Below are 21087 nucleotides of genomic sequence, written 5' to 3' on the forward strand. Positions count from 1 at the left end.
AAAAAAACTTCTGTATTCAGAAGTTTTTTTATTTATAAGTCAACTGTTTTTTCTTTACGTAGATAAGAAATAATCCCGAAGACGACGATCCAGATTGCTGAACCAATTGCTGGTATACGTGTATCTTTGAAGAAGAAGAGGGAAATAAAGATCAAGCCAAATGCGACGATAGTTACTGGAACTAAGACGTTTGGCATTGGAACCTTAAAGCCGTCTTCAAGATACTCGCTTGATTTTCTATATTTTGTATAAGCAATCAAGGTCATGATATAAACAATCAAGAAGAGATTAGTCGCAACACTTGTGATAAAGACAAAGCCGTTAGACACACCTGGAATAAGTGAGATAAATGGAGCTAAGAAGATCAGTGCTGCTGTGAAGAAAAGCGCATTTGTAGGAATACCATTTTTTGAAAGTTTTGTGAAGGGCTGTAATGCTTTGTCTCCATGTAATTTTGAAAGAGAGAAAAGATTACGTGTAGTTGAGAAGAGTGCTGAATTAAGTGCGGAAGCTGCAGAAGTCAAGACGACAAAGTTAATGACTGCAGCTGCCCACTTGAAACCGATAAGGTCAAAGACCATCACGAATGGGGATTGATCCGCAGGAATATCTGTCCAATGATAGATAGACATAATCGCAGTAAGTGCTCCGATATAGAAGATTAAAATACGAATCGGAATTTGATTAATTGCTTTTTTAAGTGTTGGGCGTGGGTCCAAGGTTTCAGCAGCAGTCATTCCGATGAATTCCATCGCAACAAAGGCAAACATCACCATTTGGAAGCTTCCGATGAAGTTTGTGACGCCATTAGGGAAGAAGGAGAAGTCCTTCGTCACATTGCTTAAGCTAACTGTTGTACCGTCTGCTTGGAAGCCACTGAAGGCCATGATGATAGCAGTAACAATCAACCCAACGATAGCAACGATTTTTATCATCCCAAACCAAAACTCTGTTTCACCGAAAAATTTAGCATTGAGTGTGTTTAAAGCTGTTAGGGCCAAGAGAATAACTGTTTCGGTCAGCCAGACAGGCACACTTGGTAACCAAAACTGGATGTAGACCCCGACAGCGGTTAACTCAGCCATCGCCATAAAGATAACAACAAGCCAATAAGACCATTGAATAAAATATCCGGCCTTGTTGCCCAGATAGTGACTGACGAAGTTAAGGAAAGAGTGTTGCTCAGGATCCATATAGAGCATTTCACCGATTGCACGGAGCAAGATGAACATCAAGGCCCCAATAATGATATAAATCAAAAGAATGGATGGACCAGTCATACTGATAGATTGACCTGCCCCTAAGAAAAGCCCTGTTCCGATAGTTCCCGCTATTGCAATAAGCTGGATGTGACGATTTTTCAGACCTCTTTGGGTCTGATTGTTTTCATTATTCATAAAAACCTTTCTGTAATTTTATGTACAATTATAGACATTATCAGTTAATTATATCTTTTTTGAATTAATTTGGCAAGATGAGGTGACACAAGTTTAGAACAGACTTCTAAAAAATGTCATTTATTGTAGATCAAAAAAACAAAGAAAGTTATCTAAAGAGGGTTGAGAAAAAGCAGTAAAGCTGCTTTTTTTGGTATAATAAGATTATGTTAATCATAAATGAACAGTTGTTTGAAATTGATGATTTAATCGATGAAGTGGTTAAGGATTTTTTGGAATTACCTGAAGTCGCTGCTTATCGTGATTTGAAAACGACTTTTGAAGAAGATGAAGACTTACAAGCTAAGCTCCAACTTCTTACAGAAAATCAGGAGTATATCGCTTTTAGGCCAGAACTGGCTCAGCTCAGAAAAGAAATCCTGCTTAATGAGAAGGTTTATCAGCTCCGTATAGCTGAAAATGATTTGCAAGAGTTGCTATCCGAGTTAACAAAAGACATCAGTTCAGCAATTTCAGCACACATTTTTGTAGATGAAAATTTACCCTTGAAAGGAGGAAGCCGTCATGGACGCCATCATTGATAAAGAAATAGTGACCAAGAAATCGGAAGATAAGACAGTTCGTCCGCTTGAAAAGCAAGGGAGAATTGCGCTTTTTGTCTATTGCAACTCTTACAAAGGGAACAGACAGCTTAGCCACTATGGGGATCTTGGCTATACAAGTCGCAAAGCACATTATAGCTTGCTCTATGTGAATGAAGAAGATGTTTCCGAGACAATCAAGAAACTTAAGGCACTCAAATTTGTGAAACGAGTACGCCCAAGTCATCTGAAAGATCTCAACCAGAATTTCTCTGAAGCTTTTGCGGAGACAAATGAAGCGATTAAAGGACAACTTGAAGCTGCTTTAGGCAAATTGTAATGAAGATAAGACATCATAGACACAGCCTTACAAGCTCTAGTCTACAAAAAAACTGCCATTAGGCAGTTTTTTCAATGTGACGAAGATAATTTTGAATAAGGACTTGTGAGCAATTTTCAATGTGTAAACATTCAGTATCGGTATAAATCAAAGTAGAGGGTACTTGGGTAAACTCATTTTTATAAAATTCCTGAGCATTCTTAATCATTTGTTTTTTAGCGAACTGGCGATGGGTAATAAAGTCAGCGGTTGTGAGCTTTATTTCGCAGAGAATTTCATGGCGCATTTGGTTGTTATAATCCAGTATGCTGAGGTTGTCCAGTCTCTCCTGTAAAGCTAAGATGAATTTTCGCCCGTACTTTCTTCCGTGTAGATTTATCGTCAGGAAATCAGAAGAAATCTTTTGGAGGCGATCAAAGCTTGCGTTGAGATTTTCGATATTTTTGGGAAGGTCACTGTTGTCACGTAACTCTTTAGCTGCAGCAAGTGTAGCTATTGGATAGAGGTACCAGGTGTGCGCATCAAATTCGGAAAATTGATTGAGAATAGGCGTGAAAAAATGATGAATATCGTACATGAGAGTTATTGTTTTCCTTGTTAAAATCTTTAATATTATTGTTTATCAGTTGTGTATCCACGTTGTATAGTGTACCAAATTTTATATAGGAGACCAAATTATATGCAAAAAAGTGCTGAACCGCACTTTTATTGCTTTTTCAGATGGCGCAAACAGTCTAAGAAGCGCACAACTTTTGATTTTGAAAAACGAAATTCAATATGATTTTTTTTCAAGAAAGCAAGGAAATCTTTTTTACCTTGTTCACTATCAGTCACCTCTAACTCCAACTCATAATCAGTATGACCAAGATAGTCGTTCTTATCCAGAGCAGCAAGACCAATAGGGAGATGCTGTTCGTAGCGGATTGTGGTTAAACTACCAATCAGAGTAATACTCTCCAAATCTACCCCACGTTCGACTAAAATGTCGCAGATTTCACTCAGGTCAGTTTTACCGCAAGTGATACTTTTTTGCGCGAGCAGATATTGTGCTTCTTCAAGCGTGAGATCGATATTATGTTCGATATTCCCGACCTGTTGAGGAACCTTGAGTGTCATTTCTGCTGAACGATCAAAGGTACGGATACGCAGAGCGAGCTTTTTCTTACGCAGTGTAAAATCTTGAGAATCAAGATAGTGGTTGGTCTGTCGGACCGGAGTGACATGTGAAAAAAGTGTTTTCAAGCGGTCATACTCCGGCATAGAGAGCATCGTCTTATGCTCAATTTCTAAATTTGTTGACATTTTTATGTATAAAAAGATGCTCTGTTTAGATTACTCTTTACAAGATCTCCAAGAGAGGCATCCTCCCTTCTTATTAAAATGATGATTGATCTATTATCTAAAAGTATATCAAAAGCCTGTATCTAAGTAAAGCCAGAAAAGAAGAGAAAGCTCCTTTGTTACGGACTACAGTGCCATTAAAACAACATTTCGCTTCTTTTTCATAGTCGTAAATTAGTCAAGCTGTCTAGTGAATAGGGGCGATATATGGTATAATTGATAAAGACCTGTAATAAAATACAAAGGAGAATTGATCGAGCGTCAATTTGGATAAGCATATGACTGAAAGTACAGCAACTGAATTTAACTGGGAAGAATTTCTTGATCCTTATGTCCAAACGGTTGGGGAACTGAAAATCAAACTTCGTGGTGTGCGTAAGCAATTTTTAAAGAAAAAACTTTACTCACCGATTGAGTTTGTCACGGGGCGCGTGAAGCGACGTGATTCGATTCGGAAGAAAGCAGCCATGCGAGGTTATACGAAAGAAACAATCCGGGAAATGGAAGATATTGCTGGTGTGCGTGTCATGGTGCAGTTTGTTGATGACGTCTGGGATGTTTTAGAGCTTTTACGAAAACGTAAAGACTTAAAAATTATCGAAGAGCGGGACTATATCCATAACCAAAAAGCAAGCGGATATCGTTCATATCACGTGGTTATTGAGTATCCGATTGATATGATTGAAGGCGCTCAAGTGGTGCTTGCCGAAATTCAAATCCGGACCTTGGCAATGAATTTTTGGGCAACGATTGAACATTCCTTAAGTTATAAATATGGTGGGGTGATCCCTGAGGAAGTCCGAGAGCGCTTGAGCGCTGCGGCGCAGATGGCTGCGCAGTTGGATACGGAAATGGGTGCGATTCGTGAAGATATTCAAGAAGCCCAATTGCTTTTTGATGACCCACAAGCAAGACTGGACTACAAGAAAGAAAACGGAGAAGACAATGAGCTCTGGTAAAAAGATCTGGTTGGTAGGGAATTCAAGTGAAAAATCACAAAAGACGCTGTTAGAACTAACAGCGCTTTTGCAGTCAAAAAATTTCAAGTTTGAAAAGGAAAATCCAGAAATTGTTATTTCAGTCGGAGGAGATGGTACGCTCCTCAAAGCCATGCACCTCTATGAGAACAAGCTGGATAAGATTCGTTTTGTCGGCGTTCATACGGGACATCTGGGCTTTTATACCGACTTTATGAACACCGATCTTGATAAGGTGGCGCTTGCCCTAGAGTCTGAAACAGCTGAGCATGCGGTCCATTATCCCCTTTTGCGGATACGTGTGAAATTTCAGGACGGTTCAGAAATGCTCCACTATGCACTGAACGAATCGACGATTCGTCGAACGTCTAAGACTTTAGTTGCGGATATCAGGATTTCGGATTTTCTCTTTGAAAAATTTCGAGGCGATGGCTTATCTGTATCCACACCAACGGGATCAACAGCATATAATAAATCTATTGGTGGCGCCGTTTTACATCCGCGTGTGGAAGCCATGCAGATGGCCGAAATAGCCAGTCTTAATAATATTGTTTATCGGACATTAGGGGCACCAATGGTTGTTGCGAAGAAAGACAGTATTATTATCTGTCCAGAAGATGTTGAGGATTATAGTGTTACTGTTGACCAGCTGACCTTCAACTACGAAAAAATTGAAGCCATCGAGTACAGCATGGATGGTAAAACTATCGCTTTTGCAAATTGTGCCCATACAAGCTTTTGGGAACGTGTCAAAAATGCATTTATCGGCGAGGTGGAATAATGCTGCAAGCACCTTATATTGCTTATAGAGTGTTTCTTGGCATAATTATATTTACAGAGCGAGCAAATATGGTATAATAAAGTTCTGTTCTAGGCAAACTCCGACATATGTTGGAGTTTTTAGATGGAGAAAAATCAGCCCAGAGAGTGGGAGAATACTTCAACAGTAAGGTAACCAATGTCAGAGCAGACTTAAAAGGAGAAGTTAAACAGTGGAATTTTCATTTACAAATACAATTGATGGAAGTACGGTAAAGGCCCTACTTAAACGTCATGGCGTTTCCAAGCGCTTCCTTTCACATATTAAATTTGACGGCGGTGAGATTTTAGTGAATGGTATGGAGCGTAATGTTCTCTTTCCTTTACAAGTGGATGATGTTGTTACGATTGTTACACCTATCGAGCAAGGTACTGATTTATTGATTCCTGAAGATATTGACCCAGAAGTCGTTTTTGAAGACGATCATTATTTGATTGTGAACAAACCTGCAGGACGCACTTCAATTACAGGGCGTTTACACCCGACAGGAGCTATGTCTAACATTGTAAAGGGTTATATCGTACGAAAGAAATACGAGGACCAAATGGTACACATCATTACACGATTGGACCGTGATACGAGTGGCTTGATGATTTTTGCTAAACATAGTTTGGCTCACTCTCTCATCGTACACCCTAAATATAAGGACAGTGTGACCAAACGCTATTATGCCATTATTCATGCAGACGAGAACTTGCCCAAAACAGGGGAAATTAATTTGCCTATCGGTCGGGTTGAAACATCAATCATTGAGCGACGTGTGCATCCTGAAGGGAAAGAAGCCAGAACAAGTTATGAAGTTGTTGCAGAGAAAAATGGCTTGATGCAGCTAGATGTCGTTTTACATACCGGCCGTACACACCAGATTCGTGTTCATTTTTCACATCTGGGGCATATTCTTGTCGGGGACGAACTTTATGGCGGCAATCATGAGCTTATTGATCGTCAAGCTCTCCATTGTCATCATTTACAATTTGTCCATCCCTTTACAGACGAATTGATTGATATTGAGTTAGAAATGCCTGAAGATATGCAAAAACTGATGCGTTAGTCTTTCAATGTTAAAATAAACCCAATTCGAGTGCTAGGCGTGCATGCTAGCCCTCTTTTATCGGTAAAAAATAAAAAAGCGGTATCGAAACAGAGATACCGCTTTTTCTTGTGCCTCAATTTCTTGCTTGCATTTGCAAGGCAGTTGAAGTTGGGACTAGCGCTATAAAAAAATCTTCTGCCGACACAGAAGATTTTTTTTATTTATTTTTTAAAGTCCCAACCTTTGATAATTTTAACGCCAGTAATTTTTTCTGGATTGACAGGAGATGATTCTTCTTGTGGGTTATTTGGGTTCGCTTCCACTTTTCCTGCAGCAATTTTATCCACAACATCCATACCTGAAATCACTTGTCCAAAGACCGTGTATTGTCCGTCAAGGAAAGGTGAGCCCCCTTTTTTATAAGCATCGATAATCTTTTCGGGATATTTGCTTGTACTTAAGCCTTGCTCAGCTGCTTGAGGATTTTGGACGATAAAGAATTGCGAACTGCTTGTCTCTCCAGGACCACTGTTTGCCAAAGAAACTGCGCCGCGAATATGATAAAGCTGATTTGAAATCTCCGTAGCAAATGGTTTGTTGTTGTTGACTACAGATTTACTTCCAGTTCCCTTATTGCTTGGGTCACCGGTTTGAATCATGAAATCATTAATGACACGGAAGAATTCATTGTTTTTATAGTAACCTTCCTTGGCCAAAGTCAAGAAGTTTTCGACAGCCATTGGTGCCAATTTAGGGAAGAGCTTAATATTGATGTTCCCAGCTGTCGTTTGAATTTGAACTTCAGCTTCATCCTTGCCCACTTCTTTCGACAACTGAGGGAGTTCAACACTTTGCAAATCATTTTTTGCATCTGTCTTGCTGTCAGAACTGTTCGCAAAGTAAAGAAGACCACCAATGATAACAACGATGAGGACCAACAATCCTCCAAAGATAATATTCGTATTTTTTTTATTTTCCATTTCTATATTTTAACATAAAAGTTTCGAAGACTAAACGGCAATAAAAAGTTTATACTTGCAAATTTTAAAATAAAGGACTATACTAAATAAAAAATATCAGGAAGGAGAATCACATATGTTTAAGTTTGACCTACAATCTCAACATCATCATGCGCATAGATAAGAGTTGTGTCATACTTTGGTATAGATGCAACTTTAGAGTACGCTCGAAAGACATCTATGCCGGTGATTCTCAGAAAGACCGGATGGCTAGGCTATACGGTCTTTTCTTTTGGGCAAAATTATGCTGTAAATGAACGAAGAAGTAGTAGAGAAAGAAAAAAATATGAAAAATGAAAATCAAGTAAAGCGCAATTTAAAACAAAGACACATCACCATGATTGCGCTTGGTGGCACGATAGGAACAGGCTTGTTCCTAACCTCAGGAGCGACTATTAGTCAGGCTGGACCTTTTGGAGCAGTACTGGCTTATATCTTTGTCGGGATTATGGTTTATTTTGTCATGACCTCTTTAGGAGAGATGGCCACTTATTTACCCACATCAGGCTCTTTTACAGATTATGGGGCACGCTTTGTGGATCCAGCTTTTGGCTTTGCCTTGGGCTGGAACTATTGGATAAACGGTGCAATTACGATTGCGGTTGATTTGACAACGGCAGGATTAATTACTCAATTTTGGTTCCCTCAGGTCCCTTCGTGGATATTCTCTGGTGTAGCCACAGTTCTTATTTTTGCGATTAATATCATGGCGGTACGCGCTTTTGGGGAAACAGAATATTGGCTCTCCATTATCAAGTTGATTACAATTATTGTCTTTTTGGCTGTTGGGGTGTTAACCATTATCGGAATTTTTGGAAATCATATTGATGTTGTTGGTAATCTAACAGCGGGGAATCACGGATTTACTGGTGGGGTGACCGGATTTGTTGGTGTTTTACTCATCGCTGGCTTTTCTTTTCAGGGCACAGAACTTCTGGGAGTTACAGCAGGTGAATCAGAAAATCCTGAGAAAAGTATTCCCAAAGCGATGAACTCTATCTTTTGGCGCATTCTTCTTTTCTATATTTTTACGATTATTGTTATTGCAGCTATTATTAATTACAAAGACCCACGCTTGCTTAACCCTGATTCGACAGCGGTTATGAGTCCTTTTACTATTGTTTTTAAGAATATTGGTTTGGCCGTAGCAGCGAGTCTAATGAATGCTGTGATTTTAACATCGGTTATCTCCTCAGCAAACTCAGTCATGTACGCTTCAACACGTATCCTCTACTCTTTGGGTAAAAAAGAAGGCGCGCCACGTCAGTTCTCAAAGATAGCCAAAAACGGTATTCCTATCAATGCTTTATTGGCAACGACAGCGGTCTGTGTGGTCGCATTTTTAACAGGAATTTTCGGCACACAAATTTATCTTTTGCTTGTGGACCTGTCAAGTTTGACCGGATTTATTGCATGGCTTGGGATATCTATCAGTCACATTCGTTTCCGTCGGGCTTTCTTGGCTCAAGGTGGCGATTTGAGCAGTTTGCCTTATCAAGCAAAATGGTTTCCCTTTGGCCCCATCTTGTCTCTCATCATGACGGCAATGATTGTTGTTAATTTAGACCCAGCTATGCTTTTCAGTAGTCACTGGGGTGAAGGCTTGGCCATGTATGCCGCAATACCACTTTTCTTGGCCCTATACTTTGGATATAAATGGAAGTACAATACAAAATTAGTGCCACTCAAAGCGGTAGATTTGAGCCGGGAGAAATGATAAAATGAAAGCATGAAGAAAATCAAATTCTACCTGCTTCCCTTCCTCTTGTTATTTATTTTTATGAGCTTGACGGCTTGTGGGGTAAACACGAAGAAAAATACATGGCAAAAGATTGAAGAAAGCAAGACGATTACTATTGGTTATGAGGCAGACTTTGCGCCTCTAACTTCAAGGCAAGAGAGTGGAAAACCTGAAGGTTTCAATGTAGCTCTAGCAGAGGCAATCTTTGCTTCTTATAATATAAAGGTTGACTGGAAAGCATTGGACTGGTCGGCCAAAGAAAAAGCCTTGAAAGAAGGAGAGGTTGATCTGATTTGGGGCCCTTATACAGCAAATAAGACAAGGGAAAAGACCCTTTTATTTAGTCAACCTTACCACACGGGAAATTTGGTGTTGCTTGTCCCTAAAGAAGCAGAACTTTATAATATTGGCGATATGCATGGTCAAGCAGTTGGTGGGCAAAAAGCTTCAGCAGCTTATGATTTGTTTAGCGAGTATCCACAGATTTTAAAAAATATTGTCAAAGAAAATCTGATGTTTCTCTACAACCAGCCGAGCAATGCCATCGCCGCCTTGCAGGCAGGTGAAATTCAAGCTGTTCTTTTAGATAAGGACTATACTCAAACTTATCTTCGTCATCATCAGCTTGAAGGATTATATAATATTCTAGAAACGCCTTATCCACAAGTTGAGTATGCCGTAGCAGCACGAAAGAAAGATACTGAATTAATGGATAAAGTCAACCAAGGCTTACAAGCCCTTCAGCAGTCGGGTGAATTTAGCAAACTCTCTAAGCAGTGGTTTCTTCCTTAAGGTGTTAAAATAAAAAGAGCGAAAGCTCTTTTTATTTATAGTGAAGAGGAATAAAGATGAAATTTATTGCAATAGTAGGAACCAATGCCAGCTTTTCTTACAATAGAAAGTTGCTCTGGTATATGAAGAAACATTTTATTAATGAAGCTGAGATTGAAGTTATCGAGATAGCAGGCTTACCCTTGTTTTCGGAAGACAGCATGGACTTGCCCGACAGAATCCGTGAAATCGCTGAAGCCATTGAAGCCGCAGATGGCTTGATTATTTCTACTCCGGAGTACGATCATGCCATTACTGCGGCCTTGAAGTCTTTGCTGGAATGGCTCTCTTGGGGAGCATTGCAACCCATTATTAATACACCGGTTATGATTGTAGGCGCTTCTCTAGGAAAGCAGGGGTCTGTTTTTGCACAGGAAAATCTCAGACAAATCCTCCAATCCCCCGGATTGGAAGCCTTTGTCTTACCCGCTAACCAATTTTTATTGAGTCATGCGGCTGATGCTTTCGATGTCTCAGGAAATTTAATTGACAGACAAACGATTTCTTGGTTGGAACATTGTTTCAGAAACTTTTGCCGTTACAGCGAGAACTTGCAGCCTTTACGCGCGCTGATAGAAACAGATGCGGATACTGGAGCATCGGAGTATGAGTGATTTTTTGTCTCAAAAATATCGAGGTTTAGGTACAGTTATTGAGCTAAGTTTACTTGAGGTGGATAAGTCAGAGACTACAGAAAGACTTGATCAGGCCCATAGAAAAATTGCTCATTATGAAGATTTATTCACAGTCAACAGGGCGTTCTCGGAGCTCATGGCGGTCAACCAATTCGCAGGATTAAAAGCTGCTCCCTTGTCGGAAGAAGTTTATACTTTAACGAAAAAAGCTGTGCAGATCAGTCAGGAGCATTTTGGTTTTAATGCAAGTATTGGACCATTAGTGCGCCTTTGGCACATCGGTTTTGCTGATGCCCGTATTCCTTCCGAGCAAGAAATTCAAGACATGCTTGCTTTGGTAAGTCCAGATCATATCGTTCTGGATGATCAGAAAAAGACTGTTTTTCTCCCTCAAAAAGGAATGTCCTTAGACTTAGGAGGTATAGCCAAAGGATATATTGCAGATAAAGTTGTAGAATTTTGGAAAGAAACTGGTCTTTCCACAGGCATCGTTAATCTTGGGGGTAATATTCGGTTTTTGGGATTGCCTCTAAAGGGACATTGGCGTGTCGGAATTCGTAACCCACTTACTCATGGGATATCGTTGGTACAGCAAGTGCTGACCACTTCCTCGTCTGTCGTAACTTCTGGAATTGATCAACGCTATTTAGAGCGAGACGGAAAGAGCTATCATCATATTCTCAATCCTGAAACAGGTTATCCTCATGTGAACAACTTAGCCAGCGTGACGGTATTTTCTGAAAAGTCATTAGATGGGGAGATTGAGGCGAAGAGAATGTTCTTTTCGGAAGAACCTGAAAAAGTCTTTGCTAAAAGACAAGATGTGATTCAAGCTGCAGTACTTATTACCAAAGAGAAGGAAATAAAAATCCTTGGACTTAAGCCCAAGGATGTACGTTTAATAGATAAACGTTTTAAGATTTTAAACTGAGTATTGCTCAGTTTTTTTCTTTATTCAGGTCGTGCATAAGAGGCAATCATTTGCTCGGCACACTTAAGACCATCAATGGCTGCCGATACAATCCCGCCAGCAAATCCGGCACCTTCACCAGATGGATAAATGCCTTGTGTGGAAATAGATTGGAAACTTTCTTCATCACGATTGATGCGAACAGGAGAAGAAGAGCGAGATTCAACACCAGTCATAATTGCATCGTTCATGGCGAAACCTTGGATTTTTTTGTCAAATCCAAGAAGAGCTTCCTTCATAGAAGAAGTAATATATTCAGGGAAGAGTTGGCTTAAGTCCGTTGGAGTGACACCTAAAGCATAAGAAGGCGTCACTTTACCGATGCCAGTAGAGGGGCGATCTGCAAGGAAATCTCCAACCAATTGAGCAGGGGCTTGATAAGTTTTACCACCGAGGACAAATGCTTTTTCTTCAAGTTTTCGTTGGAATTCGACCCCAGCAAGTGGATGATCTTGGCCAAAATCTTCTGGGAAGACTTGAACCAGTAAGCCACTATTGGCATTTTCTTCAGACCGGGCATGTTCGCTCATACCATTGGTTACTAAACGGCCTTCTTCCGACGCGGCGGGCACGACAAGTCCTCCAGGGCACATGCAGAATGTATAAACGCCTCGTCCAGAACTGGCCTTGTGTGTTAACCGATACTCTGCTGCGCCAAGACGAGGATGCTCAGCAAATTCTTTGTACTGTGCTTGATTAATCAAGCTTTGAGGATGTTCGATGCGAACTCCAACAGCAAAAGGTTTAGCTGTCATATTAATTCCCTTATCGTACAACTCAGAAAAGGTATCGCGTGCGCTGTGTCCGATGGCTAAAATGGCATGATTGGAGAGGATTTCTTCGCCATTTTTGAGAACAATACCTTGAAGCTTATTTTTGTCGATGATAAATGAAGCGACTTGACTGTCAAAAAGAACGTCTCCACCCAAAGCAATAATCTGTTCACGAATATTCTTGACAATATCGCGAAGTAAATCTGTACCTACGTGCGGATGCGCTTTGTAGAGGATATCTTCAGGGGCGCCGGCTTTTACAAATTCTTCTAAAACTTTGCGCCCACGCAAGTCGCGTACACGGGAAGTAAGTTTTCCATCTGAAAAGGTACCTGCACCACCTTCACCAAACTGGACGTTTGAAGCAGGATTGAGTTTTCCTTTTTTCCAGAACTCATCGATGGATTTCACACGTTCTTCAACTTTTTGGCCCCGTTCTAAAACGATAGGACGGTAACCCATTTGCGCTAAGAGTAAAGCAGAAAACATGCCAGCAGGACCAAAACCGATGACTAAGGGACGATGTTTCATGGCTTCTGTTCCGATTTGTGGCTCTTTATATTTCAAGTCTGGCGAGGGTGAAACATTTTTTATTTTTTTCTTGAGGAGTTTGGCTTCATTTTTGACTTTGGCATCAACCGTGTAGATAAAGTTGATTTCTCCCCGATGGCGCGCATCGATTGATTCCTTATAAATACGATAGTCAATCAAGTCGGATTCTTGAATTTTTAATTTTTTCAAAAGTAAGCTTTTCACTTTTTCCACAGGCTCATCAATTGAAGTTTTTATTTGAGATATTCTTAACATAGTTTGTTCTCTTATCTAGATAAAGTGTTGCTGACAAAAGCTAGCGCACACTTCTTGATTGTAAAAACCCAGCCCTGAGAACTGGATTTTTGCTTTTATTTCATTGTTGGGAAGAGTAAGACATCACGGATAGAAGTTGTACCAGTGAAGAGCATGACTAAACGGTCGATACCGATACCGAGACCACCCGTTGGTGGCATACCGTGTTCCAATGCTTCAACATAATCATAATCTACACCGGTGGCTTCATCATCACCCAGTTCTTTCGCTTTCGCTTGTGCTTCGAAACGTTCAAGCTGATCGATTGGGTCATTCAACTCTGAGAAGGCATTAGCATATTCTTTACCGTTGATGAAGAGTTCGAAACGGTCAGTGAAGCGTGGATCTTCAGCATTCATCTTCGCAAGAGGAGAAATTTCTTTTGGATGTCCAAAAACAAATGTGGGTTGAATCAATGTATCTTCCACGTATTTCTCGAAAAATTCGTTGATAATATGGCCAACCGTTGTGAAGTGGTTTTCCACATAAATATCATGTTCTTTCGCCAAAGCAGCAGCTTCTTCAAAATCCATTTCTTTCCAGAAGTCAACGCCTGTTTGTTCTTTAATTGCATCGACCATGTGGATGCGAGCGAATTTACCACCCACATTGATTTCTTTACCATCGTATTCAACGATATCTTTGCCGAGGACAGAGTGCGCAACGTGTTGGAAGATTCCTTCAGTCAAATCCATGATATCGTCAAAGTCAGCATAAGCTTCATAAGATTCCATCGTTGTAAACTCAGGATTGTGTGTCATATCCATTCCTTCGTTACGGAAAACACGACCAAGTTCATAAACTTTTTCCATACCACCGACGATTAAGCGTTTCAAGTGCAATTCTGTTGCAATACGAAGCGCCATGTCGATGTCTAATGAGTTATGGTGTGTATAGAATGGACGTGCTGCTGCACCGCCGGCTTCGTTGTTTAAAACAGGAGTTTCAACTTCAAGATAGCCGCGGCCATCCATATAACGACGGATTTCGCTGATAATTTTAGAACGTGTAACGAAACGATTAAAGCTTTCTTTGTTTGAAATCAAGTCCAAATAACGTTTACGGTAACGCGTTTCAGTATCTGTCAGGCCGTGGAATTTTTCTGGCAATGGACGAAGTGCTTTAGACAAGAAAGTCAACTTGCTTGCCTTAATAGAAAGCTCGCCCATATCTGTCTTCATGATTTGTCCTTCAACACCAAGGAAGTCACCGAGGTCAGCCTGTTTGAAAATTTGGTAGTTTTCTTCGCCAACTTCGTCTTTACGCACGTAAATCTGAATTTGTCCTTCACGGTCTTGAATATGAGCAAAACCAACTTTACCCTTACCGCGTTTTGTCATTAGACGTCCCGCGATGGTTGCATGCAAGTCTTTTTCGTGTAATTCTTCTTTAGTATTTTCATCGTATTCTGCATGTAATTCTGCAGAGTTGTGTGTACGAGTAAATTTATGTCCGAATGGATCAATGCCTGATTCACGCAGTGTTTCCATTTTTTCACGACGGACTTTCATTTGGTCATTAAGTTCTTCGATAATTTCAGCCAAAATGTTTTTCTCCTATAAAAAAGTTTATATCAACCATATTTTAGCATAATTTTACGGCTTTTGACAGCTTATAATCATGTTTTTGAAAAATCTTATGAAAGAAAAGTTGAACTTTATTTTTAGAAAAATAAAATGCCGTCATTTACAGACTTGAAATATGACATTTTTCAGAGAAAAAGAGAAATAGTCCCGAAATATAGAGCTTAAGAAAGCTTGTTTTAAAAGACTTTCGGTCACTTTGTCTTTCTGTTGCATTTGTTACTGAAACCAAACATAAAAATACTACTAAAATTAATAAAAAAATGCTACAATAGTTGAGTTATCTTGGAGAGGCCTCTTTATGCTAGGAAAGTCAAGCCTAGACTGAATTAAGCCGGATAAATCCAACTTAAAGATTTTATGATACAGGAGTTACGTTTTGAAAAAAGTCAAAGAGCTTTTAATTGGTAAATCTTTAAAGTCAACAGTAGGAGATTCACACCTGCTGACTAAATTACAGGCCTTAGCCATGTTATCGTCAGATGCCTTGTCATCAATTGCTTATGGACCTGAACAAATTCTTTTGGTATTGGTTGCAGTAGGTGCAGGGGCTTCATGGTATTCGATACCTATTGCCTTAATTATTTTAGTTTTACTGTTTGCGCTGATTGGAAGTTATACGCAGGTTATTCATGCCTATCCATCAGGAGGCGGAGCTTATCTGGTTTCAACAGAAAATCTTGGTACAATCCCAGGATTAATATCCGGCGGATCGCTTCTGGTCGACTATATGTTGACGGTTGCTGTATCTACAGCTTCAGGAGCGGATGCTATAACCTCAGCTTTACCTGAACTTCATCAGTACAATTTAGAAATTGCAGTGGCCCTTGCCTTACTGCTTATGCTGATGAATCTCCGAGGCTTACGAGAATCCGCAGCCTTCCTCATGATTCCTGTCTATACGTTTATTGTGACGACAGTTGCCCTCTTAGGCGTTGGGGTGTTCCGCATCTTATCGGGAAGTTTACCCTACCAAGCACCGGCTCATATCGGTACAACCGTAGGAGGGGTTTCACTTATCCTCTTGCTCAAAGCCTTCTCAACAGGTTCATCATCTCTGACAGGGGTAGAAGCCATTTCGAATGCTGTACCATTCTTTAAGCAACCGAAAGAAAAAAATGCAGCCAAGACTTTGGTGATGATGGGGATTATTTTAGCAGTGTTCTTCAGTGGTGTAATCTTCTTTGCTTATTGGCTTGGATTGACACCGCGTGGTGACGTGACCATTATCGCCCAAATGGCGCAAAAGATTTTTGGAGACAGTGTTTTTGGGCATGCATTCTTCTTTATCTTCCAAATTGCTACAGCTCTCATTTTGGCGGTAGCAGCAAATACAGGTTATTCAGCCTTTCCAATGCTTGCTTTTAATATGGCGAAGAAAAAATACATGCCTCACTTGTTCACTGCGCGTGGGACACGTTTGAGTTATTCAAACGGGATTATCAGCCTGGCTATTGGTGCAGTTATTCTCTTGTTTATCTTTGATGGGCAAACAGATCGCCTTATCCCACTCTATGCTATTGGTGTATTTACACCATTTACGTTGGCTCAAATCGGTATGGTTGTCCATTGGCGCAAGAAGCTTGGAAGTAAGTTCTTGCTACGTTCTATCCCTAACATTATTGGGGCAATCATTTCTTTTGTCGTGGTGATGATTTTGCTCATTTTCCGCACAGCTGAAATTTGGCCATTCTTTATTGTTTTACCTATTTTGATTTTCTGCTTTATCCGTATTCACAGTCATTATATGAATGTGGCGGAACAATTGCGTTTGCGCAAAGAAACCGCAGAGCACAAGTTTGATGGTAACACAGTTATCGTCTTGGTCGGAAATGTAACCAATGTTGATGTTGGAGCGATTAACTATGCACGTTCTGTAGGAGACTATCTTATTGCGCTTCACGTGTCGACAAAAGAAGATACGGAAAAAGAAGCAGAGATCGAACGTGATTTCAATGAAACTTTCCCAGACATCAAGTTGACTGTTGTACATACCAGCTATCGGAGTATCATCACGCCAGCTGTTCGCTTTATTAATCTCGCTGCAAAACAAGCAAAAGCGCACAATTATACAACCACTGTTTTGATTCCAACTTTCATTCCGTCAAAACCATGGCAAAATATCTTCCACAATCAGACTGGCTTACGCCTCCGTTACTATCTGAATGCTCATGAAGATATCATCCTTTCAAGCTACAACTATCATTTAAAAAAATAAATAAACCAAGCGTTCAAGACAACAGAAAACTGTTGACTGGGCGCTTTTTTCTTTCCCTTTAAATAAGAAAATAACTTCATATTAGGACGATAAATGAGACGAATAGGACATGTCAATGAATACACAAAATAATTTTTGTTTTTTGCTATAATAGTTGTCATGTTAAATAAGAAGATTATGCCAGGTTTGGGGCTCAGTTTTGTGGTTGCCTTAGTGAGTTACTTTTTAAATCTCTTTGTTTTTAAAGGGCTAGGTGCAGCAACTATTGCTATCTTACTGGGAATTATTTTGGGGAATGTTTACTTCAAACAACCGGTCCTCTTTGCAGGTACGGCTTGGTCAGAAAAGAAACTTCTTGAGTTTTCAGTCATGTTTTTAGGAGCGACTGTTACCTTTCAAACGATACAAAAATTAGGCTGGAGTGGTATAAGCTTTATTCTTCTACAAATGGTCCTTACAATTGTGTTTGTCCTGTTTATTGGGAAGAAACTTGGTTTTTCCTCGAAAGTTAATGCGCTGATGGCCTCTGGGAATGCCGTTTGTGGTTCTTCAGCCATTGCAGCAGTTGAGCCAGTTATTGGAGCTGAAGATAAAGACAAGCGAACAGCGATAACAATGGTTAACCTTATGGGGACAGTCTTAATGCTTCTATTACCGCTTTTAGGGACCTGGTTTTTTGGAGCAAATGATTTCCTACGTGGAGCTCTGATTGGGGGAACCATTCAATCTGTGGGGCAGGTTGTGGCTTCAGCAACAATGGTGAATACGGAAACAACAACAATGGCTACCTTGTTTAAAATCATGCGTATCATCATGCTTGTCTTTGTTGTCCTCTATTTTTCTTTCCAAACACGTCGCACAGAGAAAGCACCAACTGGACAGGAAGGTCAGCTCAAGATTAAGCGTCAATCCTTTCTGCCTTGGTATGTATTAGGATTTATTATTCTGTGTAGTCTGGATACAGTTTTTCAATTTCCTAAAGTCATTACGGAAACGGCACGTTTTATCAGTAGTTGGTGCGAAATTATTGCTTTAGCCGCTATCGGTTTAAGGCTTAATCTAGTGGAATTCGTCCGCGCGGGAAGAAAGTTAGCAATCTACGGCTTAGCTGTGCTTGTTTTCCAAGTGGGAATTGCATTAGTGTTGATTCGTCTATTATTAACCTAGAAAAATAGTGAATGTGGTATAATAGCCTGTACTGAAATTCTATCAGGAATAAAAAGATAACCTTATATTAAGTAACAAAGGAAAATAAAATGACTATCGTATACGATGAAATTATGGTTCGCTATGGTGAACTTTCAACAAAAGGAAAAAACCGTGGCTTTTTTATCAATCGTTTGGCCAACAACATCAAAGAAGTGCTTGCTGATTTGACCGACTTGAAGATTACAGCGCAACGAGATCGCGCTCATATCCAGTTAAATGGTACAGATTACGAAGAAGTTTCTCAACGTTTAACTAAAGTTTTTGGGATTCAAAATTTTTCAGCATCCATCAAAGTTGAAAAATCAATTGAAGGTCTGAAGGCAGCAGTTGTTGACTTGATGAAAGAAATTTACCATGAAGGAATGACTTTCAAAATCGCAACACGTCGTGCGGACCATAGCTTTGAGCAGGATTCCACAGAGTTAAACATGACTTTAGGCGATGTTGTCTTTGACAATTTTGACTATGCTAAAGTACAAATGAAAAAACCAGACATCACTCTCCGTGTCGAAATTCGACTTGAGGGTGCTTATCTTAGTTTCGAAACCCTTAAAGGTGCAGGAGGAATGCCTGTAGGAACAGCAGGCCGCGGGCACTTGATGCTTTCAGGTGGTATTGATTCTCCAGTTGCAGGCTATTTGGCTCTTAAACGAGGTGTAGAAATTGAGGCTGTTCACTTTGCTTCGCCACCTTATACAAGCCCTGGTGCTTTGAAAAAAGCAAAAGATTTAACAGCAAAATTAACAGCTTTTGGTGGAACAATTACTTTTATTGAAGTTCCGTTTACGGAGATTCAAGAGGAAATCAAAGCCAAAGCGCCACAATCTTATTTGATGACTTTAACGCGTCGTTTTATGATGCGTGTAGTTGACCGCATTCGTGAAGACCGTGGGGGGAAAGTGATTATTAACGGTGAAAGTTTAGGACAAGTTGCTTCACAAACATTAGGTTCAATGTCTGTGATTAATGAAGTCACCAATACTCCTGTTATTCGTCCTGTAGTCACAATGGATAAGATCGAAATTATCGATATCGCCGAAAAGATTGATACCTTTAATCTTTCAATTTTACCCTTTGAAGATTGCTGTACTGTATTTGCACCACCATCGCCAAAAACAAATCCTAAACTAGAAAATGTTTTAGCCTATGAAAAGCGTTTGGATGTAGAAGGTATGGTCGATCGTGCCGTTGAAGGCATCATGATTAGCCGCATCACAGGTGAAAACTGGGACAAAGCAGAAACCAATGAATTTGACGATTTACTTTGATTTTTGAAAACTGTATCATGAGATGCAGTTTTTAGTCTCTTTATAGGAAAATAGAAAGGAAATGAATGAAAAACAGAACAAAAGTACTGCTCACCATTGGTTTATTTACACTCATGTCAACTTTAGATGGCTCGATTGTAAATATTGCCTTACCTACAATGGCGCGTGAGCTAAATGTATCAACTTCACAGATTACGTGGGTGGTCACCATTTATTTGATTGTTATTAGTGCAATCATCCTTATTTTTGGACGACTTGCGGATTTGATTGGGAAAACAACCGTAACAAGATGGGGCTGGACGATTTTTATTGTCGGCTCGTTATTGGCTGGACTAAACATCGGCTTAGGCTTACCATTCTTACTTTTTGCACGTGTCGTGCAAGCTATCGGAGCCTCTATGTTTATGGCAACGAGTTTTGGTATTGTGGCACAAGTTTTTCCTGTTGAGAGTCGTGCACGTGCCATGTCCATCACTTCCATGTTTGTATCTGTTGGATCGATCGCAGGACCAGCCTTAGGCGGTTTAATTTTACAGGTTGCCTCTTGGAATTATATTTTTTGGATTAATGTGCCCATAGGGATACTGGCTTGGATTTTTGGGAGCCGAGCTTTGCCAGAAGATGAAGGGCAAGGATCTATAAAAGAAGTTGACCTGTCTGGCGGATTACAAATGACTGCCGTGATCGTCCTTTTATTCATGGCTTTGAATTTTGGCCAAACTTTAGGATGGAACAATCCGCTCTTACTTCTCGGTGTGGCACTTGGTTTTATACTTTTTATTAGCTTTATTTTTACGGAGCGCCGAAAGGAAAAACCTTTACTTGATTTGGGGATTTTTAAAAATAGACTCTTTTCTTTGAGCCTGCTTATGTCACTTTTAAACTTCACTGTTGCGATGTTTGCGAGCATCTTGCTTCCTTTCTACCTGCAAGATTATCGTGATTATGCGCCTGGTGCGGCTGGTTTTATCATGATGGCCTATCCTGCGGCCATGCTTATTGTGAGTCCAATAGCGGGTGCACTTGCAGATAAAATAGATAAGGAAGTGATTACCTTTGTGGGAATCTCAGGAATCGTTCTTTCGCAGATTGGTTATCTTTTGATTCGAGCAGATTCGCCACAATGGTGGGTCGTTGCGATTCTTTTGCTCCAAGGTGCCTCAATGGGGGCTTTCCAAAGTCCGAATAATGCATTGATCATGGAGACAGTAGAACGTAAGTATTTAGGAATAGCAGGCTCTGTGAATTCCTTGATTCGGAATATGGCCTTTGTTTTAGGGACTTCTGTAGCAACCATTATTTTGTTCCTCTCTATGTCCAGTCAACTTGGTTATACGGTAAGGACTTATCTGCCTGAACATCCAGATACCTTTTTACAGGGGATGCATATGGCTTTCGTATGCTCTCTTGTCCTGACAAGTATTTCTTGGGTCTTGGCGGGCGTTCGTCTTTTGGGACGTAAAAAAATAAAAGAACACCTGAGCGAAGGTTAAAGCTCGGTGTTT

19 protein-coding genes are annotated in these 21087 nt (G+C 40.1%); 13 read left to right on the forward strand and 6 right to left on the reverse strand.

Annotated elements, in window-relative coordinates:
- Positions 1 to 32: 32 nt before the first annotated feature.
- Positions 33 to 1397, reverse strand: a complete 1365-nt coding sequence (locus tag PYW30_RS01150; protein WP_042217625.1) for an amino acid permease — start codon at positions 1395 to 1397, stop codon at positions 33 to 35.
- A gap of 206 nt (positions 1398 to 1603) precedes the next feature.
- Between PYW30_RS01150 and PYW30_RS01155 the strand changes: the two genes are divergently transcribed.
- Positions 1604 to 1978, forward strand: coding sequence for a YlbF family regulator (locus PYW30_RS01155; RefSeq protein WP_042217623.1), 375 nt, complete (start codon positions 1604 to 1606; stop codon positions 1976 to 1978).
- Complete coding sequence (locus PYW30_RS01160) at positions 1962 to 2318, forward strand: YlbG family protein (RefSeq protein WP_003133842.1); 357 nt, start codon at positions 1962 to 1964, stop codon at positions 2316 to 2318. The genes PYW30_RS01155 and PYW30_RS01160 overlap by 17 nt, the downstream gene beginning before the upstream one ends.
- 58 nt (positions 2319 to 2376) lie before the next feature.
- On the opposite strand, the gene PYW30_RS01165 is transcribed toward PYW30_RS01160, so the two are convergent.
- Together PYW30_RS01165 and PYW30_RS01170 are read right to left on the reverse strand one after the other, a co-directional pair.
- Positions 2377 to 2895 carry a hypothetical protein gene (locus tag PYW30_RS01165; protein WP_042217622.1) on the reverse strand — a complete coding sequence of 173 codons (519 nt, stop codon included), beginning with the start codon at positions 2893 to 2895 and terminating at the stop codon, positions 2377 to 2379.
- Positions 2896 to 3023: 128 nt separating this feature from the next.
- Positions 3024 to 3620: a CYTH domain-containing protein gene (locus PYW30_RS01170; RefSeq protein WP_003133845.1), complete on the reverse strand. Its 597-nt coding sequence runs from the start codon at positions 3618 to 3620 to the stop codon at positions 3024 to 3026.
- Positions 3621 to 3937: 317 nt separating this feature from the next.
- On the opposite strand from PYW30_RS01170, the gene PYW30_RS01175 reads away from it, so the two are divergent.
- The 3 genes from PYW30_RS01175 to PYW30_RS01185 all read left to right on the forward strand — a co-directional run bounded on the left by PYW30_RS01175 (position 3938) and on the right by PYW30_RS01185 (position 6507).
- Positions 3938 to 4618 carry a GTP pyrophosphokinase gene (locus PYW30_RS01175; protein WP_016171021.1) on the forward strand — a complete coding sequence of 227 codons (681 nt, stop codon included), beginning with the start codon at positions 3938 to 3940 and terminating at the stop codon, positions 4616 to 4618.
- On the forward strand, positions 4605 to 5417 hold the full coding sequence (locus PYW30_RS01180) for an NAD kinase (protein ID WP_016171020.1): 813 nt from the start codon (positions 4605 to 4607) through the stop codon (positions 5415 to 5417). Before PYW30_RS01175 ends, PYW30_RS01180 begins: the two co-directional genes overlap by 14 nt.
- 211 nt (positions 5418 to 5628) lie before the next feature.
- Positions 5629 to 6507, forward strand: a complete 879-nt coding sequence (locus PYW30_RS01185) for an RluA family pseudouridine synthase (protein ID WP_042217619.1) — start codon at positions 5629 to 5631, stop codon at positions 6505 to 6507.
- 203 nt (positions 6508 to 6710) lie between these two features.
- On the opposite strand, the gene PYW30_RS01190 is transcribed toward PYW30_RS01185, so the two are convergent.
- Positions 6711 to 7469: a peptidylprolyl isomerase gene (locus PYW30_RS01190; RefSeq protein WP_003133853.1), complete on the reverse strand. Its 759-nt coding sequence runs from the start codon at positions 7467 to 7469 to the stop codon at positions 6711 to 6713.
- Positions 7470 to 7794: 325 nt separating this feature from the next.
- Here PYW30_RS01190 and PYW30_RS01195 point away from each other — a divergent pair, with 325 nt between their 5' ends.
- The 4 genes from PYW30_RS01195 to PYW30_RS01210 are packed head-to-tail and all read left to right on the forward strand — an operon-like array spanning position 7795 to position 11646.
- Positions 7795 to 9225, forward strand: coding sequence for an amino acid permease (locus PYW30_RS01195; protein ID WP_014024230.1), 1431 nt, complete (start codon positions 7795 to 7797; stop codon positions 9223 to 9225).
- Between the two features lie 12 nt (positions 9226 to 9237).
- Entirely contained in the window at positions 9238 to 10041 is an 804-nt protein-coding gene (locus PYW30_RS01200; RefSeq protein WP_042217617.1) for a transporter substrate-binding domain-containing protein, read from the forward strand.
- Between the two features lie 56 nt (positions 10042 to 10097).
- On the forward strand, positions 10098 to 10694 hold the full coding sequence (locus PYW30_RS01205) for an NADPH-dependent FMN reductase (protein WP_014024232.1): 597 nt from the start codon (positions 10098 to 10100) through the stop codon (positions 10692 to 10694).
- A complete protein-coding gene (locus tag PYW30_RS01210) occupies positions 10663 to 11646 on the forward strand; it encodes an FAD:protein FMN transferase (RefSeq protein WP_042217615.1) in 984 nt (327 codons plus the stop codon). The genes PYW30_RS01205 and PYW30_RS01210 overlap by 32 nt, the downstream gene beginning before the upstream one ends.
- A gap of 20 nt (positions 11647 to 11666) precedes the next feature.
- On the opposite strand, the gene PYW30_RS01215 is transcribed toward PYW30_RS01210, so the two are convergent.
- Both PYW30_RS01215 and lysS read right to left on the reverse strand, forming a co-directional pair.
- Entirely contained in the window at positions 11667 to 13265 is a 1599-nt protein-coding gene (locus PYW30_RS01215; RefSeq protein ID WP_042217613.1) for an NAD(P)/FAD-dependent oxidoreductase, read from the reverse strand.
- Between the two features lie 95 nt (positions 13266 to 13360).
- Positions 13361 to 14851, reverse strand: a complete 1491-nt coding sequence (gene lysS, locus PYW30_RS01220) for a lysine--tRNA ligase (RefSeq protein ID WP_141921038.1) — start codon at positions 14849 to 14851, stop codon at positions 13361 to 13363.
- A gap of 415 nt (positions 14852 to 15266) precedes the next feature.
- On the opposite strand from lysS, the gene PYW30_RS01225 reads away from it, so the two are divergent.
- The 4 genes from PYW30_RS01225 (at position 15267) to PYW30_RS01240 (ending at position 21075) form a co-directional block, all read left to right on the forward strand.
- Complete coding sequence (locus PYW30_RS01225; protein ID WP_003133865.1) at positions 15267 to 17105, forward strand: APC family permease; 1839 nt, start codon at positions 15267 to 15269, stop codon at positions 17103 to 17105.
- 159 nt (positions 17106 to 17264) lie between these two features.
- The gene (locus tag PYW30_RS01230) at positions 17265 to 18272 is read left to right on the forward strand and encodes a YeiH family protein (protein WP_016171016.1); all 1008 of its coding nucleotides are present in this window, start codon (positions 17265 to 17267) and stop codon (positions 18270 to 18272) included.
- Between the two features lie 89 nt (positions 18273 to 18361).
- Positions 18362 to 19582, forward strand: a complete 1221-nt coding sequence (gene thiI, locus PYW30_RS01235; protein WP_019299732.1) for a tRNA uracil 4-sulfurtransferase ThiI — start codon at positions 18362 to 18364, stop codon at positions 19580 to 19582.
- Positions 19583 to 19647: 65 nt separating this feature from the next.
- Positions 19648 to 21075, forward strand: coding sequence for an MFS transporter (locus tag PYW30_RS01240; protein ID WP_014024238.1), 1428 nt, complete (start codon positions 19648 to 19650; stop codon positions 21073 to 21075).
- Positions 21076 to 21087 lie beyond the last annotated feature (12 nt).

This window comes from Lactococcus garvieae subsp. garvieae (genome assembly GCF_029024465.1).
Lineage (GTDB): Bacteria > Bacillota > Bacilli > Lactobacillales > Streptococcaceae > Lactococcus > Lactococcus garvieae.

Bases quoted from the DNA above. Each gene is read 5' to 3' on its own strand.
- thiI (WP_019299732.1), top strand. From the start codon at position 18,362: ATGACTATCGTATACGATGAAATTATGGTTCGCTATGGTGAACTTTCA.
- PYW30_RS01175 (WP_016171021.1), top strand. From the start codon at position 3,938: ATGACTGAAAGTACAGCAACTGAATTTAACTGGGAAGAATTTCTTGAT.
- PYW30_RS01200 (WP_042217617.1), top strand. From the start codon at position 9,238: ATGAAGAAAATCAAATTCTACCTGCTTCCCTTCCTCTTGTTATTTATT.
- PYW30_RS01195 (WP_014024230.1), top strand. From the start codon at position 7,795: ATGAAAAATGAAAATCAAGTAAAGCGCAATTTAAAACAAAGACACATC.
- PYW30_RS01240 (WP_014024238.1), top strand. From the start codon at position 19,648: ATGAAAAACAGAACAAAAGTACTGCTCACCATTGGTTTATTTACACTC.
- PYW30_RS01230 (WP_016171016.1), top strand. From the start codon at position 17,265: ATGTTAAATAAGAAGATTATGCCAGGTTTGGGGCTCAGTTTTGTGGTT.
- PYW30_RS01165 (WP_042217622.1), bottom strand. From the start codon at position 2,895: ATGTACGATATTCATCATTTTTTCACGCCTATTCTCAATCAATTTTCC.
- PYW30_RS01155 (WP_042217623.1), top strand. From the start codon at position 1,604: ATGTTAATCATAAATGAACAGTTGTTTGAAATTGATGATTTAATCGAT.
- PYW30_RS01170 (WP_003133845.1), bottom strand. From the start codon at position 3,620: ATGTCAACAAATTTAGAAATTGAGCATAAGACGATGCTCTCTATGCCG.
- PYW30_RS01205 (WP_014024232.1), top strand. From the start codon at position 10,098: ATGAAATTTATTGCAATAGTAGGAACCAATGCCAGCTTTTCTTACAAT.
- PYW30_RS01215 (WP_042217613.1), bottom strand. From the start codon at position 13,265: ATGTTAAGAATATCTCAAATAAAAACTTCAATTGATGAGCCTGTGGAA.
- PYW30_RS01150 (WP_042217625.1), bottom strand. From the start codon at position 1,397: ATGAATAATGAAAACAATCAGACCCAAAGAGGTCTGAAAAATCGTCAC.
- PYW30_RS01210 (WP_042217615.1), top strand. From the start codon at position 10,663: ATGCGGATACTGGAGCATCGGAGTATGAGTGATTTTTTGTCTCAAAAA.
- PYW30_RS01190 (WP_003133853.1), bottom strand. From the start codon at position 7,469: ATGGAAAATAAAAAAAATACGAATATTATCTTTGGAGGATTGTTGGTC.
- PYW30_RS01160 (WP_003133842.1), top strand. From the start codon at position 1,962: ATGGACGCCATCATTGATAAAGAAATAGTGACCAAGAAATCGGAAGAT.
- PYW30_RS01180 (WP_016171020.1), top strand. From the start codon at position 4,605: ATGAGCTCTGGTAAAAAGATCTGGTTGGTAGGGAATTCAAGTGAAAAA.